Origin of the sequence: Polaribacter sp. SA4-12 (genome assembly GCF_002163675.1) — a bacterium.
Classification (GTDB): domain Bacteria; phylum Bacteroidota; class Bacteroidia; order Flavobacteriales; family Flavobacteriaceae; genus Polaribacter.
Map to the genome: position 1 here is coordinate 685,516 of NZ_CP019334.1, position 18,726 is coordinate 704,241.

At 29.3% G+C, this 18,726-nt stretch carries 17 protein-coding genes; 6 read left to right on the plus strand and 11 right to left on the minus strand.

Annotation, left to right across the window (positions count from 1 at the left end):
* Positions 1 to 12: 12 nt before the first annotated feature.
* The 7 genes from BTO07_RS03105 to BTO07_RS03135 all read right to left on the minus strand — a co-directional run bounded on the left by BTO07_RS03105 (position 13) and on the right by BTO07_RS03135 (position 6,412).
* The gene (locus BTO07_RS03105; protein ID WP_087519839.1) at positions 13 to 789 is read right to left on the minus strand and encodes a zinc-dependent peptidase; all 777 of its coding nucleotides are present in this window, start codon (positions 787 to 789) and stop codon (positions 13 to 15) included.
* Positions 790 to 864: 75 nt separating this feature from the next.
* Positions 865 to 1,542, minus strand: a complete 678-nt coding sequence (locus BTO07_RS03110) for a YiiX/YebB-like N1pC/P60 family cysteine hydrolase (protein WP_232457079.1) — start codon at positions 1,540 to 1,542, stop codon at positions 865 to 867.
* Between the two features lie 66 nt (positions 1,543 to 1,608).
* Positions 1,609 to 4,050 (minus strand): M1 family aminopeptidase, encoded by a 2,442-nt coding sequence (locus BTO07_RS03115; protein WP_087519841.1) that lies wholly within the window; start codon positions 4,048 to 4,050, stop codon positions 1,609 to 1,611.
* 281 nt (positions 4,051 to 4,331) lie between these two features.
* The gene (locus BTO07_RS03120; RefSeq protein WP_087519842.1) at positions 4,332 to 4,874 is read right to left on the minus strand and encodes a DUF4252 domain-containing protein; all 543 of its coding nucleotides are present in this window, start codon (positions 4,872 to 4,874) and stop codon (positions 4,332 to 4,334) included.
* A gap of 65 nt (positions 4,875 to 4,939) precedes the next feature.
* Positions 4,940 to 5,455 (minus strand): DUF4252 domain-containing protein, encoded by a 516-nt coding sequence (locus BTO07_RS03125; protein WP_087519843.1) that lies wholly within the window; start codon positions 5,453 to 5,455, stop codon positions 4,940 to 4,942.
* 38 nt (positions 5,456 to 5,493) lie between these two features.
* Positions 5,494 to 5,916: a hypothetical protein gene (locus BTO07_RS03130; RefSeq protein ID WP_087519844.1), complete on the minus strand. Its 423-nt coding sequence runs from the start codon at positions 5,914 to 5,916 to the stop codon at positions 5,494 to 5,496.
* Positions 5,903 to 6,412: an RNA polymerase sigma factor gene (locus BTO07_RS03135; protein ID WP_087519845.1), complete on the minus strand. Its 510-nt coding sequence runs from the start codon at positions 6,410 to 6,412 to the stop codon at positions 5,903 to 5,905. The genes BTO07_RS03130 and BTO07_RS03135 overlap by 14 nt, the downstream gene beginning before the upstream one ends.
* Positions 6,413 to 6,579: 167 nt before the next feature.
* Between BTO07_RS03135 and BTO07_RS03140 the strand changes: the two genes are divergently transcribed.
* Positions 6,580 to 8,037 (plus strand): S41 family peptidase, encoded by a 1,458-nt coding sequence (locus tag BTO07_RS03140; RefSeq protein WP_087519846.1) that lies wholly within the window; start codon positions 6,580 to 6,582, stop codon positions 8,035 to 8,037.
* A gap of 1 nt (position 8,038) precedes the next feature.
* A complete protein-coding gene (locus BTO07_RS03145; protein WP_087519847.1) occupies positions 8,039 to 9,508 on the plus strand; it encodes a S41 family peptidase in 1,470 nt (489 codons plus the stop codon).
* A gap of 61 nt (positions 9,509 to 9,569) precedes the next feature.
* On the opposite strand, the gene BTO07_RS03150 is transcribed toward BTO07_RS03145, so the two are convergent.
* Positions 9,570 to 10,532 carry a patatin-like phospholipase family protein gene (locus BTO07_RS03150; protein ID WP_087519848.1) on the minus strand — a complete coding sequence of 321 codons (963 nt, stop codon included), beginning with the start codon at positions 10,530 to 10,532 and terminating at the stop codon, positions 9,570 to 9,572.
* Between the two features lie 46 nt (positions 10,533 to 10,578).
* Here BTO07_RS03150 and BTO07_RS03155 point away from each other — a divergent pair, with 46 nt between their 5' ends.
* From BTO07_RS03155 to pepT, 3 genes are read left to right on the plus strand one after another with little or no spacing between them, the layout of a single operon-like run.
* Positions 10,579 to 11,625 carry a WD40/YVTN/BNR-like repeat-containing protein gene (locus tag BTO07_RS03155; RefSeq protein WP_087519849.1) on the plus strand — a complete coding sequence of 349 codons (1,047 nt, stop codon included), beginning with the start codon at positions 10,579 to 10,581 and terminating at the stop codon, positions 11,623 to 11,625.
* A 1-nt stretch (position 11,626) separates the two neighbouring features.
* Entirely contained in the window at positions 11,627 to 12,184 is a 558-nt protein-coding gene (locus BTO07_RS03160; RefSeq protein WP_087519850.1) for a hypothetical protein, read from the plus strand.
* Position 12,185: 1 nt separating this feature from the next.
* Positions 12,186 to 13,421: a peptidase T gene (gene pepT, locus BTO07_RS03165; protein WP_087519851.1), complete on the plus strand. Its 1,236-nt coding sequence runs from the start codon at positions 12,186 to 12,188 to the stop codon at positions 13,419 to 13,421.
* 157 nt (positions 13,422 to 13,578) lie between these two features.
* Here the strand turns inward: pepT and BTO07_RS03170 are convergent, their stop codons facing one another.
* Positions 13,579 to 14,118 carry a 1-acyl-sn-glycerol-3-phosphate acyltransferase gene (locus BTO07_RS03170; protein WP_087519852.1) on the minus strand — a complete coding sequence of 180 codons (540 nt, stop codon included), beginning with the start codon at positions 14,116 to 14,118 and terminating at the stop codon, positions 13,579 to 13,581.
* Between the two features lie 92 nt (positions 14,119 to 14,210).
* Between BTO07_RS03170 and rmuC the strand changes: the two genes are divergently transcribed.
* Positions 14,211 to 15,554: a DNA recombination protein RmuC gene (gene rmuC, locus BTO07_RS03175; protein ID WP_087519853.1), complete on the plus strand. Its 1,344-nt coding sequence runs from the start codon at positions 14,211 to 14,213 to the stop codon at positions 15,552 to 15,554.
* On the opposite strand, the gene BTO07_RS03180 is transcribed toward rmuC, so the two are convergent.
* Both BTO07_RS03180 and BTO07_RS03185 read right to left on the minus strand, forming a co-directional pair.
* Complete coding sequence (locus BTO07_RS03180; protein WP_157663270.1) at positions 15,551 to 16,681, minus strand: succinylglutamate desuccinylase/aspartoacylase domain-containing protein; 1,131 nt, start codon at positions 16,679 to 16,681, stop codon at positions 15,551 to 15,553. The genes rmuC and BTO07_RS03180 overlap by 4 nt on opposite strands.
* 44 nt (positions 16,682 to 16,725) lie before the next feature.
* Positions 16,726 to 18,612 carry a CBS domain-containing protein gene (locus tag BTO07_RS03185; RefSeq protein WP_087519855.1) on the minus strand — a complete coding sequence of 629 codons (1,887 nt, stop codon included), beginning with the start codon at positions 18,610 to 18,612 and terminating at the stop codon, positions 16,726 to 16,728.
* Positions 18,613 to 18,726 lie beyond the last annotated feature (114 nt).

An 18,726-nucleotide genomic window follows, 5' to 3' on the forward strand; every position in this document is an offset into this window, starting at 1 on the left:
TAAATAACTTTTTTACTTAATAAAACAAGCATCCAGCATTTTATACAATTCTGGATGTTTTCTTTTAAACAACTTTGGTCTTTCGAAAAAGTATTCTCCTGCAACTGCTAAGAATTCAATTTGTGAGGTTCCACCATAATTTCTAATATCTGAAGCATCATTATTAATGGCTTCCATTTCTTTATGAACCAATTGCAAATAAGGAATTGTGTATTGTTTGTCTAACAAAGCAGCAGGAATTCCATCGATAACACCATCTGTTTTGTCTAAAAGGTGAATAAATTCGTGAATTGCCGTATTTCCTTTGTCCGTTTTATTACTAAAACCGTGATGTAACGCTTTTCTAGATAAAATCATTTGATTTTCGAATCTTCCTGTACCCACCAAACCACCAATAGTTCTCCCGTCAACTTTAGAATCAAACTGTAAATCATCATCAAAATCATCAGGATAAATTAAAACAGTTGTTAAATTAGCATAATTCCAATTTTTAAATCTAAAAACAGGAATTACAGCACTTGCAGCAATTAACAATCTGTCTAATTCTTCTAACTCAAAATGAACAGCTTCAATATTTTTTGTTGCTAAGAAATGAAACATCTTTGTAGAGAATAACTTTTGCTCATCCGTAGTTAACTTTTTATAAAAAAGGATGTTATCTAACAACAGTTGATGCCAATGCTCGGGAATAACCACTTTTTCTAACGGAATTTCGGATGCTTTTTTCTTTGGTTTTAAACCCACAAACAAAACAACAAGAAGTACGGCAATCGCAATAATATATAACATTGATTCTTTTTAAAGTAGAAATTTAAAACCCGTATTAATTACAACTACTGTTGCAGTCGTTTATATGAAATACGTTTATTCATTCTCATAATCATGCACAAATTTAATACGAGGACTGCTAGCCATCAAATTAGGATTTGTTCCTTCAATTCCCTCAGGAATTGGCTGATTGCGTGTTTTATAATAAGCTTTCCAACTTGGCATTGGGTTTCCTGTACTGTCGTTAAACGTCATTGGATGCGTTAAAAAAGGAATCGCATCTTTCGATAAATCTTGAGAAGAAAACATTTTATAAACCAATTCTGAGCAATAATAAGAATTGTCGTCCCATAAAAAAATCTCATCATAAGGTGTATCTATTCTTTCGATTCCATACGCTATGGCTTTAGAAATATAAGGTTGGTAATAGCTATGTAATCTTGCAACCGTAGTTTGAGATTTGTTGAATTTATTTTTATTCCTGTTTAGAAACTTTTTTAAAGGAGTTTGGCAAATTCCTTCTTTCGGAATCGCTTCTACAACAAACCATTTGTCATCTTCTTGCATTGCCAACCCAACATGCGAATAGTTTTTAGACAATGAAGTTGCTGTTACATCTTTAATTGCATTATCTATTTCACCTGTTCCTGTATTTTGAAACAGTAAATCTCCTTGTTTTAATTCAAAATTATTATTTTTTTGATTGCTTTTACAACCGACAAAAACAAAAGAGAATAAAAGGAGAATACAAGTGTGTTTTATAATTTTATTCATTGTGATTTTGTTGTTAATTTTTTAGAAAATGTCAAAATTACAGCTAACTAAAATAGAAACGAAAACTTATAATAACTTCGCCATTGCTTCTTTAATAATAGCAGTGTTTCTAGCTCTATTAGGCGTATTCTTCGTTTTTTGATCTTGTACCATTCTACGCATTAAGTTAATCACTACTTTATCAAAATTAAATGATTTGTATTGCGTTCCTTTTACAACCATATCATCTACTAAATTCTGAATTGCTTCTGCGTTATTACTTTCAGAAATTTGAGTAAATGCTTTTTGGTAAATTGCTTTTGTACTATCATCACCTGTTAAAAACATACCAGACAAGACACTTTTAGCGATAAAAGGCAATTCTTTTTCGTCCTTTTCTTCAATATAAATACGTGTTAAAGGCGTTGCTAATATTTTTCTAATGGCATCTGGCAATTGGCTAGATTTGGCAATTGCAGCTTGTTTATCCACATAATACATAGCAACTAAGGCTTTACCTATTACAGAATACGATTTGCTTTCTAATCCTTTTGCAAATATTGCTTTTAACTCAGGATCTGTTAATTTCCCTAACGTTTCAATTGCTGTTGCTTGTACCAATGTTTTTTCATCCGTATTCGCAATATCCATTATTTTTTGAATTGCATATTTTTTAGAAAATTTATTAATTAAATCTATCTTTTGTAAAGCCAGCATTCTAATTCTGTAAGAAGGATCGCTCATTGCATTTGCGACTGCATTAAAAGCTGTTTTGTCTTCTTGCTTTTTAGCGACTTCTAACAATGCTTCTCTTCTATGTGCATAATTCACTGCATTTTTTAATTGAAAGATATAATCGCTCAACACTTTATTTTCTGTTATTTCACATAATAATACTCCATCTCCATTAACTTGAATTAAGGTTGGTTGTTTTGTATAAGGGAAAGTAAAAGAAGCATCATTCTCATTTACAAAAACGTTGTGTCTTGTTCTTTGTCCATCTTCATAAATATCAATCGCTAAAGGAAATTTAAACTCAGTAACATTTAATTGTTGCAAGTTTACAGTTACTTTTTTCTGAATTGTATTGTAATCGTAAGTAACATCAATTTTTGGATGCCCTGCATTAAAGTACCATTGATTAAAGAACCAATTTAAGTCTTTACCTGTGATTCTTTCGAAAACTAATCGCAATTGATGTACTTCTGCCGCTTTGTATTTATTCTCTGTTAAATAGGTTTTTAAGCCTAAGAAAAAAGCTTCATCACCAACATAATTACGCAACATGTGTAAAATAGCGCCACCTTTATTGTAGCTCACTAAATCGAACATATCTTCTTTATCAGTATAATTAAAACGCACTAAATGTTTATCGTTATTCTGTCCGTTTTTATACGCATCTCTATCTTCAAACAAATGCATGTCTGCATCTAATTTTCCGTATTTATGTTCTCTCCATAAATATTCGCTATAATTAGCAAAAGATTCGTTTAAAGTAAGATTAGACCAACTTTCTGATGTTACTAAATCTCCAAACCAATGATGAAATAATTCATGTGCAATGGTATTTTCTTGTACATTTTCATCAATTAATTGACCAGGAGTTTGATATGCTTTTTCTCCATGAATTACAGCTGTTGTGTTTTCCATAGCTCCAGAAACGTAATCTCTACCAACAATCTGATGGTATTTGTTCCAAGGATATTCCACGCCTAAAACAGTAGAAAAGAAGCCCATCATTTCTGGTGTTAAGCCAAAAATAGCCTTTGCATAAGGTGCATATTCTTTTTCTACATAATAGTTTACAGGAATATTTTTATACGAATCTTTAATAATCTCATACTCGCCAATTCCCATAAAAACCAAATACGGAGCGTGTTTCTGATCCATTTTCCAGTAATCAGTTCTGTTGGTTCCGTTATTAGTTTGACTTATCAATTTTCCGTTAGAAAGTGTTTGAAACTTATTAGGAACTGTAATGTAAATTTCTTGCGTTGTTTTCTGATTCGGACTGTCTATTGTTGGAAACCAGCAACTATTTGCTTCCGTTTCTCCTTGAGTCCAGATTTGAGTGGGTTTGTTTTTATCAAAACCATCTGCATTTATAAAATACAAACCTTTTGCATCTGTTATTGCTGCAGATCCTTTTTGTTTTACTTTTTCTGGACGCGCAGTATATTTAATATAAACTGTAAATGCTTCCTCTTTTGTATATTCTTTTGGTAAGTCTATAACAATCTGAGCATCATCATAATTAAAATCTAATTTCTGGCTATTTATAGAAACTTGATGAATAACCATTGCTTTTGCATCTAACGTAAATTTGTTGGTTGCATAAAAATGAGGTTTTGCAGTAATCCAAGCTTCACCATTTAATTGCTTTTCTTTAAAATTAAAATCCATTTTTAGTTTTGTGTGCACTAAATCGTGAATTTTCTCTCTTTCTGGTTTATAACCTGTATGGGTTTGAGAAAAACTTACCAAACTCAGCATTACTAAAACAAAAAAGAGCATTTTTTTAATCATCATAAACATCGTATTCATAAGCTTCAAAAGTAAGAAATATTAACACTTTAGTTGTTAATGAGCAGTTAATATTCAGTAAACAGTTTTAAGTTAGCAGTAAATCAGTTAAAAAGTAGCATAAAGTTGATTTTTAAATTGAATTATGATGTTTCAATGCAGTCAAAATAATGATAATCGTTTTTTCATATTAACTAAATCCACTTCTCACCTTTTCTAATTATAATAACATAAAAAAGCTGTAACCTCATAAGAGATTACAGCTTTAAACTAACTATTAAAAAGATTTATTTTCCTTTAAAAATTGCGCTAAACTGTTCTAAATTAACATTGTCGCCATCAATTTTCACATTGTTCATCATTTCTATAATCTTTGCCGGATTCATATTATCGCCTAACAATCTTGCAACTCCTACTCCTGCTTCTTTACCATAACCAAAAGCAATTACTTCATCTATAGAATCTGTATCTCCTGTATAATACAAGTTAACATGCATTCCTTTTGCTTTCATAGACATTAAAGATTTATACTCTTTATTATCTTTAAAAAGTTCTTTTAATGTTGCTTTTTCTACTTCATACGCTGCTTCATTTCCTTTAATTGGCAATGCAACTACATTTACTTTACGAATGCTTTTTAAAGTAGCTTTTACATCTGCTGAAACATCATCAGACTTTAATTGTAAAAAGCTTGTGGGAATATCAACTGAAATAAATCCAGTTTTTTCTTGACTTTCTACTAAATATCCTTGTAACGATTTTTCATTTTTACATGAAGTAATCATCAATACAAGCAATAAAAGAGAAAGTATTTTAGTTATATTTTTCATTATTTTTTAGTTTTAGTTGATAAAATAAAAGTCGGATTTATAAAACCCGACTTTTACATCTTTGTTTACTTCTCGTTCCCGCTAGTGAACGTATCTGCTAATTCAGACATTTTATTAATGTCTATACTACCTGTTAAAGACACAACTACTGCTTCAGAATTACCTTTAGTTTTTTTGTCAAGTCCTTTTATAAACATTAGCACTTCACTCACAAAATCTTTATTCTTTGTAGATTTTACATAGATTTTAATACGAGATCCATCTTCTTTAATTCGCATTAACTGCGTTAAGTTCTGTTTCTTAATTGCTGATTGAACCATTGCATCCATTTTATCTGCAATGCCAGCATCATTAGTAGAAAACATTTTAAACTCTTTTAAATCTTGAATCATCTGAAAGACTTTCATTCCTTCATTATCATCTATTTTAATGTTTTTGAATTTAGATATTAATTCGAAAGCATCTTTGGTAACTACTACCATATCTACTCCGTCCATATCTTCTAAAGTGTCAAAAAATGACTGTGCGCTTGTTACCATTGGTGCAACGACTAACGCTATTAATATTGCTATTTTTTTCATAATTTCTGTGTTTACTTGGTTTTACTATTTTACTTGGTTTATTTTAATATTTTGTTTACTGTGTTTTCATAAATATGTAAGGTTGCTACTGCCTGTTCTCCTTTTTGAAGATTTGACGATAAAAGCCTTAAACCTTTACTAATTTGTGCAAATTGTTTTTCTGCTTGATATCTTTCATATTCATGTTTTCCAATAAATACGCTAAATAATAAGACTACTGACGCTGCTACAGATAACCATTTAAAGTTTCTCTTTTTAGATTTCTTAGGTTCTAACTCAATTGGTTTTGTATAGGTTTCGTCTTTTGAAGCAGCAAAATAGTTAAACATGTATTCATACTCTTGCAAATGTGGCGCAACATTACCTCCTGTAAAATAGTTTCTTAAGGTTGTTTCCTCTTGCAAAGACGTTTCCGCGTTTTCGTATTTTTCTACTAATATTTCTATGTTAGCTAACTCCATAGTTGTGTTTTTTAATTAATGCTTCTCTTATTGTTTTTCTTGCTCTAGACAAGGCTACTCTAACTGCAGTTGGTTTCATATCTACCATTTTGCATATTTCATCAAAATCATATTGTTCAACATCTCTTAATTGAATAATAATTTTTTGTTGTTCAGGTAAGTCTTTTATCAACTCGTGTACTTGGTTTACACTGTCTCGATGTTCAATTTTCTTATCTAAACTAGTATCTTTTTCCTTATAATTACTGTGTACTAATGTTAAATTACTTGCCTGCTTCGATTTTAAACGATCATAACAATAGTTTTTAGTCATTGTCATTGCAAATGCTTCAACGTTTTTGTAATCAGCAATCTTTTCTCTGCTTTTCCATAGTTTAAAGAGTAGTTCTTGCGTAGCATCTTCAGCTTCTTCTCTAGAAACTAAAAGTCTTTTTGCTAAACGAAAGACCTTATCTTTAAATGGTAAAACAACTTTTAAAAAGTCTGACTGGTTCATTTGGTTTGGTTGATTTGTCTTGTAAACATCTCATAAATACAATGCTTTATAACAGGTTTACATAATTAAGACGAGGCACAATATATTTTGTTACAAGATATTTTAAAAATAATACTAATTCTCTTTATATTGCGTTAGTTTTACTATAAACACACTTATTTCTTTTGATGAAAAACTTCTTTAAAATTACTTGCTTTCTTTTTTCTGTACTGATTTTATCTAACTGTTCTAAGGAATACGAAGTTCCTGCTGATATTGTTGAACAAGATTTTGTTTGGAAAGGTTTAAACGCTTATTACTTGCATCAAGATCAAATTGCAGACTTAGCTGATACTCGTTTTAATTCTGATCAACAATTAAATGCCTATTTAAATTCTTTTCCAGATTACAATTCTTTATTTACTAGTTTATTAATTTCTGGTGATGTAAAATCAACTTTAGTTGAAGATTATAATACAATTATAGAACCAGAATTAAGAACTGGTTTTACAAATGGTTTAGAATTCGGAATTATTGCAGAAGAAAATGACCCAGATAATGTTTTAGGGTATGTAACTCATATTTTACCAAACTCTGATGCATCCAACAAAACGATAGAAAGAGGTCAATTTTTTCATGCAGTAAATGGTGTTCAATTAACGAGAACAAATTATGAAGATTTACTATTAAATGGTGACGCTACTTTCACGTTAGCAATGGCAGATTTTGATGGAACAACAGTTACTCCAAATACGATAACTGTCAGTTTAGAAAAACTGAACTATAATTATCCTGCTACTTTTTTAGAAAAAACCATTGCTGTAAATACGGATAATGTTGGTTATTTAATGTACAATAACGATCTTTCTATAAACTACATTAATGATTTAAATAACACCTTCTTAAATTTTAAAAATCAATCCGTTAACGAATTGGTTTTAGATTTAAGATATAATATTAGTGGCGGAAGTTTTGCGAAAAATATTTCACAAATTGCAAGTATGATTACTGGGCAGTTTCCTGATGAAGTATTGATAAAAGAACAATGGAATACAAAAGCACAAGCTTGGTTTCAGGTGAATCAACCAGATTCTTTAATTACAAAATTTCCAACAAAGTTGGATGCAACAACAAACATTAATAGTTTAAATTTAACGGATGTTTATATCATTTTAAATGGAGAAAACTACACTGGTTCTTCTGCAATTGAATTATTAATAAATAGTCTAAAACCTTATATTAATGTTCACGTTATTGGTAACACAACTGCAGGAAACAATACAGGTTCAATTACTTTGTATAATTCTGAAGATTATGACTTTGAGTTTAGAAAAATGACACATACAATTGCTTTACAACCCATTGTGTTAAGTTTTTTAAATAAAGACGACCAAACTTATGAAAACGGATTTACATCAAACTTAAGAACTTGTACAAATGAAGATGTATTAGATTTAGGCCTTTTAGGTGAAACCTCAGACCCAATTTTAAATAGCGTTTTAAATTATATATCAACAGGTACAGCAGTTTCTAACACAAATTGTAATCCTAATAATTTTGAGTATTTATATAACAGTATCAATGCTCAAAGAGAAATTGATAATGGTGTATTTATAAACCAAGATTTACCAAACACGAATAATTAATATGAGAAAAATTATAAAGCTAAGTCTATTGTCTATTGTACTTTTTGTAGCTTCTTGTTCTAAAAGTGATGATAGTAGTATAGAACCTAATGTTACAGATGATATCAACTATTTTATATGGAAAGGAATGAACTCCTACTACTTTTGGCAAAAGGAGGTTCCTGATTTAGCTAACAATCGTTTTTCTGACTTTGATGATGTATATGCTCATTTTAGAGGATATTCTTCACCAGAAGACTCTTTTAATAGTTTAATTTATCAAGATGGAATTTCTGATCGTTTTTCTTGGATTGTTGATGATTATGTAGCTTTAGAAAATTCTTTTGAAGGAATTAACCAAAGTACAGGAATGGAATTTGGTTTAAAACGAAATAGTGATAGCAATACAAATGTTTTTGGCTACATAAGATATGTAATACCTAATACAGATGCAGCTTCTAAAGGAGTAACTCGTGGTATGATTTTTAATACAGTTAACGGAACACAAATAACCGATAGTAATTACACCAATTTATTATTTAGTGATAACACTAGTTTAAATGTTGGTTTTGCTGATTATAATAGTGGAAATCCAACTTCTAACGGTACAACTGTTACATTAACAAAAGAACAAGTATCAGAAAACCCTGTTGCAATTTCTAAAGTAATAGATGAAGGAACTAAAAAAATAGGATATTTACTATACAATCAGTTTTCTAGTTCTTATGACGGACAATTAAATACTGCTTTTAATTCTTTTAAAGCTGAAGGTGTAAATGAATTAATTATCGATTTAAGATATAATGGAGGTGGTGCTGTTAGTACTGCTACTTATTTAGGAAGTATGATTACTGGTCAATTTAATGGTGAATTGTATTCTAAAGAAGTTTGGAATGATAAAGTACAAGCCGCTCTTGATCCTGATCTATTTTTAAACTATTTTACAAATGAAATTAGAAATACAGATCAAAATGGAAATATTATTCTTCAAGAATCTATAAACAGTTTAAACCTTTCTACAGTTTATTTTATTGTTTCTGGTAGTACTGCATCTGCATCAGAATTGGTCATTAATTCTTTAAGAGCTTATATAGATGTAAAAATAGTAGGTACAACAACTGTTGGTAAACAAGTTGGTTCTATTACATTGTATGATTCTGATAATTTATCTAGAAGTGGCGATAATTTAAGTACAGAACATACGTACGCAATGCAACCTATCGTTTTAGAAATATCTAATAAAGACAATAAAAATGAAGCTGGAGGTTTTGTACCTGGAGTAACAGTACCAGGAATACAATTAGCAGAAGATTATGGTAATTTAGGTGTTTTAGGAGAACGTTCTGATCCATTATTAGACAGAACTATAATTTATATAACAACTGGAGCAAGAGGAACTTTTAAAAATAGCATTCAAGAATATTCTGAAATTTATAATTCAAAATTAGCAACTCCTGCAAGTAATAATATGTATTCAGAATTTAAGAGATAAAAAATAGAGCACAAAAAAAATCCAGTTTTTAAACTGGATTTTTTTTATGCTTAAGATTCGGTTAACCTAAATCAGTTTTTTCTATAAACTCTTCTATTTCTTTATCCGTTAAAACATCTGGCCTAAACTCACTCATTAATTCTTCTCGTTTAGATTTTGCATATTTATAACCAGATTTCCACCATTTACGCATTAAAGTTTCATCAAAAACTAAAGAATTAGTCGTTAAAACTGTTGGTGTATAATAAAGATTTAATTTTATGTCTTTGTTATTTGCTGCTAATTTTCCAATCGTAATATTATGTCTTTCTACATGTGTTAACATAAAATCAAACACATCAAACAGTAATGAAAACGGGTTTTTAGCAGGTAATCTATTAAATTGAGTAACCTCGGTTTCTAAGATAATAGCATCAATTTCTGTTGCTCCTCTTAAAATAGCTTCTCTAATTGGTACTAAAGAACCAAAACCACCATCTGCATATTGACAATTATTTTTTTCTAACAAACTCATAAAAGGCACATAGTTACAAGAACCCCAAATCCAATCGCAAAAATCATCATAAGTACAATCATTTATCGATTTATATTCAATTTGGTTTGCCGTTAAATTTGAAACAGTAACCACAACTTCTTTGTTGTTTTCTCTAATTTCGTGGTACATTTCTTCTGTAACATTTTTTTTAATTAAACTTCTAAGATTTTTACTTTCTCCAAAAGTTTTTCTTCCGTTTAAAAAATTCCAAAGTGTATTTAAGTGACGAATACTAATCACTTTTTCTCCTGCAACTCTTTTAATTTTAAAAGGATTATTACTAAAAATAGTTTTCTGGTTTACATTGGTATATAGCTTTTTTAAAGCATCTAATCTACCTAAAGCCAAATGAGAAACCATTAAACTTCCTGTAGAAGTACCTATAAACAAATCGTAATCTTTGTTTTCTTTCTTCATTAAATATTGAGCAACTCCACCTGCAAATGCTCCTTTACTTCCTCCTCCAGAAATTACCAACGCTTTTTTCATTATCTAAAAATGATTTGTTTATTTTAGTGCTATAAAAGTATCAAAAATGAAAAGAATAAACGTAATTATTTTTGCTTTCCTAGTTTTTGTCTCTTGTAAGGACAATTATCAACCTAGAGAAATCAATACGATTACTGTGCAAGAGTTTAAAATGGACAGTGTTAGCATACGTGCAATTCAGGTTGTAAACGCACATAAAGTAATTTACGCTGGTTCTAATGGAGACGTTGGTTTCTTTTCTGATGATGAAAAAACAACTTTTACACCCATAGAAATTAAATACCAAGATTCTATTCGTCCAAATTTTAGAAGTATTGCTTCAAATAGTAAAGCTGTATTTGCTTTAAGTATTAGTAATCCTGCATTATTATATCGTATTTCTGGTGGAAAAGCTGAATTAAAATATTCAGAAAATCATGAAAAAGTGTTTTATGATGCGATGCAGTTTTTTGATGACAATAAACATGGAATTGCAGTTGGAGATCCAACAGAAGATTGTGCTTCTATTATTTTAACTTCGGATGGAGGAAATACTTGGCATAAAATTCCGTGTTCGGAATTACCAAAATCCGAAGAAGATGAAGCATTTTTCGCTGCAAGTAACACAAATATTAAAACAATCGGAAGTACTGTTTGGATTGCATCCGGAGGAAAAAAAGCACGTATTTTAAAATCTGATGATTTTGGAAAGACTTGGCAAATTTTTGAAACACCTTTTATTCAAGGTGAAGGTCCTCAAGGAATTTATTCTATAGATTTTTTTGATAAAAACAACGGAATTGCAATTGGAGGTGATTACTCAAAACCATTAGCAAACAAAGCAAATAAAGCAATTACAAATGATGGTGGAAAAACTTGGACGATAGTTGCTGATGGACAAAACCCTAATTACAAAAGTTGTGTGCAATATGTACCAAAAACAAATGGAAAGGAAATTTTTGCTGTTGGTAAAACAGGAATTTCATACTCTAACGATGGTGGAATTACATGGAACGAAGTTTCTAAAGACTCTTATTATGCAATTCAATTTGTAGATAGAAACATAGCATGGTTATCTGGTAATAATAAATTAGGCAAATTGGTTTTAAAATAAAATGAAGAAACTTATCGTGTTAATTGGAGCTTCACTCCTATTTTTGTCCTGTTCTCAACAATCTGAAATTAGTTCAGATTTTAATTGTAAAACTTCAAGTTTTAAAGATTTAGAAGAAGTAAACGACGTTAAAAAACTGTTTTCGGTTCAAATTCCTAAAACATGGAAAACAAATTTATATTATGATCAAATTCAATCTTCAATTTACACTGCAGATACTACAAAACAATTAACAGAAACATTGCTTTTAGACTTTACTATTATCAACAAAAACATTAAATTTGATACCGCTTTTAAATTAAAACAAGAGCAAGAGAATTTAACTAAAAAGTTGATCAAAATTAAGTCTAAAGAAACCTCAATAATCAATAAACCAACTTATTTCACTATTTCTAAAGGAAAAAAGGGACGTTACGATTATCAAGTTTGTCATTTTTTTATCAAAGTAAATGAACAAAATTTTATACTCGCTAAAGCAGAAGTATATGGAGATTCTTTAGTAAACAAAAGATTATGTAAAGCTTTCAGTTTTATAGAAAACATTAAAACAAACATTTAAAATGATTGATAAAAAACACATTACCGACAGATTTGTAAAATACATTACCATAGATACTGAGTCAGACCCAAACAATCCAGCTTTTCCAAGTACAGAAAAACAATGGGATTTAGCCAAGGTTTTAGTTGAAGAACTAAATCAAATTGGTATGCAAGATGTAGATTTAGATGATAATTGCTACATCATGGCAACTTTACCAAGTAATATTGATTACGAAGTACCTACAATTGGTTTTGTTGCACACATTGATACAAGTCCAGATTTTACAGGTAAAAACGTAAATCCTCAAATTACTGAGAATTATGATGGAAAAGACATCGTTTTAAATAAAGAGAAGAATATTATTTTATCTTCTTCTTATTTTGATGATTTATTGCAATATAAAGGGCAAACGATTATAACTACAGATGGAACAACGCTTTTAGGAGCAGATGATAAAGCTGGTATTACAGAAATAGTTACTGCGATGGAATATTTAATTCAGCATCCAGAAATTAAACATGGTAAAATTAGAATTTGTTTTACGCCAGATGAAGAAGTTGGTAAAGGAGCTCATTTATTTGATGTTGAAAAATTCGGTGCAGAATGGGCGTACACAATGGATGGAAGTCAGATTGGTGAATTAGAGTACGAAAACTTTAATGCTGCAGGTGCAAAAGTTACGATTACTGGTAAAATTGTACACCCAGGTTACGCAAAAGGAAAAATGGTTAATTCTATGCTAATTGCAAATGAGTTTATGAATACACTTCCTGCACAAGAAGTTCCTGAAAAAACAGAAGGTTATGAAGGTTTTTTCCATTTACATGATATAAATGGTAATGTAGAAGAAACTGTCTTAGAATACATTATAAGAGACCATGACTTAGACTTGTTTGAAGAGAGAAAAAAATTAATGCAAAAAATTGCAGTTGATTTTAATAAAAAGCATAATCAAGAAATCATTAAAGTGGAAATTAAAGATCAATACTTTAATATGAAAGAAAAAATTACTCCTGTAATGCACATTGTAGATATTGCAGAAGAAGTGATGAAAGATTTAGGAATTACTCCTTTAATTAAAGCAATTCGTGGAGGAACAGATGGTTCTCAATTATCTTACAAAGGATTACCTTGTCCTAATATTTTTGCAGGTGGACATAATTTTCATGGACGTTTTGAGTATGTACCAATAGAATCTATGATGAAAGCTACAGAAGTAATTGTTGGTATTGCACAAAAGGTTACAGAGAAATAATATAGGGCACAAAAAAAAGTCTCCAGTAAACTGGAGACTTATTATCATAGCGTATGCTATTTTGTAAACTCATTTAAAATAAAGCCCCTAATCTCTATTAGAAAATATTGTCTACGATACAAATTTAGTCTTTTTTATTGTATTCTATACAAAATTCTTAAAATAATTCAGGATTTTTTCCTTTTACGTTCTTATAAAAAGCATGAAACACCTCAAAGTCCTTATCTTTATTGGATGTTGTATAATAAGGTTCTGATATTTTTATTTTCTTATTCCCAAAATCTAACGTTGCCATTACAATGGGTACATTCGCTCCTTTAGCAATATAATAAAAACCTGTTTTCCATTTATCAACCTTTTTTCTTGTTCCTTCTGGAGACAAACCAAGTATAAACTTTTCTTTAGAATTAAAAACATCAACAACTGCATCTACCAAGTTGTTACTCTTTGTTCTATCTACTGGTGTACCTCCTAAAGCTCTAAAGAAAAAACCAAAAGGTGGTTTAAATAAAGAATCTTTCCCAATAAAATGAATCATTGTTCCAGAAGCCATTCTAGATAAAATTGCAATAGGAAAATCTATCCAACTTGTGTGTGGCGCTGCTATAACAACATATTTTAAAGGTGTTTTAGGAAAATCATTTTCCAGTTTCCATCCTAAAAGGGTAAATAATATAAATCTTGCAATTCTTTTCATTAATTTGATTATCGTAAGCGTTTATAAAATCGTTATTTAAAGATTTTATGCTAACATTTAAAGTGATAAATTTATGAACTTAAATTGACATGATGAACGAATTGATTATTTACTTATTAATTGCACTGATTTTTAGCTTTATAGGTTTATTTATTGGTAAGATTTTAACCAAATTAAATTTCGAAAAAGAGAAAGGAAACACCGAAAAAGAAAAATCTACCTTAGAATTTGAAATTTCGAAGCTTAATGAAACTGTAAAAAATGCAGAAAATAAAATTGAAGATTTACAAAGTGAATTAAAGTTTATTCAAAAAGAAAAAGAAAACTTAATTTCTGATAAGACACGTTTAGAAACTGAATTTAAAAATACATCAGAAAAACTAGAAACTAATAAAAGTGAAGTAGAAAAACTGCAAGAAAAATTTACCAATGATTTTGAAGTGCTTGCTAACAAAATTTTAGAAGAAAAATCATCTAAATTCACACTTCAAAACAAAGAAAACTTAAAAATAATTTTAAATCCACTTCAAGAAAAGATTAAAGTTTTTGAAGACAAAGTAGATAAAACACACAAAGAAAGTATTGATTATCATGCAGCTTTACGTCAGCAAATTTTAGGTTTAAAAGAGTTGAACCAACAAATGAGTAAAGAAACTTTAAATCTTACAAAAGCACTAAAAGGTGATAACAAAACACAAGGAAACTGGGGCGAATTAGTTTTAGAACGTGTTTTAGAAAAATCTGGTTTAGAGAAAGATAGAGAGTATTTTGTTCAGCAAAGCTTTACAAATGATCAAGGTAAAAGAGTATTGCCAGATGTTGTAATTCATTTGCCAGATAATAAAAAAATGATTGTAGATTCTAAGGTTTCATTAACTGCTTATGAGCAATTTGTAAATGAAGAAGATGAAACTTTAAAAGCACTATTTTTAAAAGAACATATAGCTTCATTAAGTAGACATGTAAGCCAATTGAGTGAGAAAAAATATGAAGATATTTATAAAATTGAATCTCCAGATTTTGTGTTATTATTTGTTCCAATAGAACCCGCTTTTGCGGTTGCAATAAATACTGATAATCATTTGTACAATAAAGCATTTGAAAAAAACATTGTAATTGTTACTCCTTCTACCCTATTAGCCACTTTAAGAACTATAGATTCTATGTGGAATAATGAAAAACAACAAAAAAACGCCATAGAAATTGCGAGACAAGCAGGAGCTTTGTATGATAAATTTCAAGGTCTTTTAGGTGATTTAGTAAATATTGGAAAACGAATTGATGATAGCAAAAAAGAATACTCTAGCGCCATGAATAAACTTTTTGACGGCAGAGGAAACTTAATCAATAGTGTTGAAAAATTGAAAAAAATGGGCGCAAAAGCTAAAAAAGCAATTCCAGAAAATATTATTGATCGCGCAAGTTTAGAAGATTAAATAAACTCACTAATTTTTCGATCTCTTTTAATAAAATGAAACTTATCGTCTTTTATTACTTTTTTTCTATATCCAAATAAATGAAAAATTTCTATTGCCAAAAACTTTGCTGTTCTTGGGTTTACAATTAATGTATAAGGTTTTCTTTTATCTGATTTTACGCCTGGTAATAACTTTAAAAACTGATGAAAACGAAGTTTTCTAGCCAACCTTGATGCTTTTAACCAAAACTTAGAAATCCTTGTAATAATAAAAAAGCCATCATCACCCTTTTCTTGATACAAAGGCATAAATATTTTCCCCTTTTGTATTGCATCTACTTCCCTTTCGTTACTATAAGCTAACAACTCATGTTTTACAATTTCTTGAAAGTTTTGATAGCCGCTCACCATTTTAAAGTTTTCAAAAGGCTTTATCGTGTACTTATAATCAATTTTATAAAAATCTTGATCTTCATTAAATAAGGTTAATGAGTTTTTGTAGAAAGCATACTTCTTCACATCTTTTTGATTGATACATTTTGCAGCAACCAAAGCTAACCAAAGAAATGCAACACAATTATCTACAGACACTTCACTATCATGCTGACCAGCTTCAAAACCTAAAGCAATATGACCAAATTCGTTAATATAAGTCAGTAAAGGTCCATCTAAATACTCTTCAATTCCTAAAATAGTTGGAATCGTAAAATTTGATGAATATTTTCTATTATTTAAAGAATCACTTATCGTAATAAATGGTTGTGTATCTGAGGAAGTGGTATGTAAATCTAAAAAATAAAAAGGTCCTTTTTCTTTCTTTAAAATATCTTTTATAACAATGTATATTTCATGCTGTTCTTTAGATTCTATTTCAAAGTCATTTTCTAAATATAATTTTAAAATTTCCTTTTTTGTCCAAATTCTATTTAAATCAACATTCTTAAAACGAATATTTTCTGAAATAGCGTTGATATTTCCAGCGATTCCATAAAAATTTCCTTTTAAATTAATGTTCTCATCTTCAATGGTTTTAAAAACTTTTAATAGTGCATTTATTCCTGCTCGTTCGTTACCATGAATTCCTCCGATTGCAATAACTGTCGGAGATTTTTTTACACCTTCTGCCCTACCTAAAATTCTTTGCACAAGAATTTTTTCATTAAAAGATTCTAATTCTATCAGATTGACCATTAATTTTTGTTGATTTTTTCTATTTTATCTAAATCACTTTTAGTTAAAATACCTACTAATTTATCTTCTTTAAGAACCACTACACAGGTGTTCTTTGTATTTATAATTAATTCTTTTGCTGCTTCATATGATGTTTCTGGATGCGTAATATCAAAATCTGTATTCATAATATTTTTTGCAACCTCATTCATCACTTTTGTTGATGAAAAATCTAATTTTTCTAATTGAACTTTCTCAATAATACCAACAATATTATTGTGTTTATCAACTACAGGAATATGGTGTATTTGTTTCCATTCCATTATTTTATAAACCAGTTTCAATAAATCATTTTCATGAACAACAAAAAGACTTGTAGACATTATCTTGTAGACTTTATCGTATTTTTTATCACTTTTATTCTCATAAAAAACAACAGATTCCCATTCTGAAACAGTTTTATTTAGTTGTTGATTTAAATAAATATGCTCCGTTAAAATTACATTCGCTTCATAATTAGAAACCTCTTTTCTAAGTTTACGTTTATTTCTAATCAACCATTTACTACCTGTTGTAGTTGTATCAATTCTATCTTGAATAATTCCTAAATAATAATCGATTTCAGATTCATCAATATTCGATTTTAGCAAACCTTCTTTTGCCATCGGAATTAAAATATTTTCCATCAACTTTTTTGCAGAAATCCCTTTTCCAAACCAATTAAAATAAGTGTCAATACCAGTTCTTGCAGCATTTACAAAATTACCACGAGCATCACGAAAAGCCATTTTCCTCCAAATTTTTTCATACTGTTTTGGCATACCTTGCATAACGCCAACCCATAAAAGTGCGTTTGCTATTTCATCTTTAACACTTGGCCCTGAAGGAATATATCTATTTTCTATACGTAAATGTGCTGTATTTTCATGAACACCATAACACAATCGATTCCATTTATACAAAGTACCATTGTGTAAGTTCAATGCCGTTAATTTGGGCATAATTCCTTTTTTAACAGACTCCATAGAATTTTCATCAAACTTTGATGTAACTAATGGTGGATAACTAGAAATATCATCTGTATATAATTCTAAAATTGAGTCTTTAACCCAATTATTACCAAAAGAAACTCTTGGTTTTTGTTCTCTAGAAAAATGGGTAACATTTCTTAAATCTACGCTTTGCTGAAAAAGAGCAATTCTTGTTTCGCTCCATAATTCTTTGCCAAATAAAAGTGGCGAATTCGTCATAATAGATAATAAAGGCCCCGCAATTACTTGAGACCAATTATACTTATCTATAGCTTCTTCTGGGCTAATTTGTAAATGCACTTGAAAACTAGTATTACATGCTTCAAATAAGATAGATTCATGCCTTAAAATGAGTTCATCTACACCTAGAATATGTAATTTAAAATCATTTCCTCTTATTTTTTTCAACACCTTATTCAGTGTTTTATAACGTTTAAAAGGAGTCACATTTTTAAAATCAAGATCTTTTTTTCTTAAGGTAGGTAAGATTCCTGTAAGGATTAATTTATTATTTTCAATATCATCAGCAACTTTATATCCTTTATCTAATAACGTTGTTAGTTGTTGTTCTATATCAGAAAAGCAATTATTTTTTAATTCAATTGGATCTAAATTAATCTCTAAATTGAATAAAGCCAACTCTGTTGTATAATGAGTGTCGTTTATCTTTTCTAGAATTTCTAGCGCTTTTGTAGAAGGTCTAAAATCTTTATCTACAATACAGATTTCTTGTTCTGCTCCTACTCTTTGAATACCAGTTTCGAATAAATTATTCTCAATCATATATTCAAAAGCTTCAATATCATTGAGCAAATGAAGTACAAAATCTTTACGATCTTTTTGTGTTTTAATTGCAATAACAGATTGTGAACCCATAACGAAGGCATTGTATTACAACGAAGTACGTAAATTATCTATAAATTAAATATGATAATTGTCAGTACCAGTTTTAAGCAAAAAAAAGCATCAAGAATTAACTTGATGCTTTTA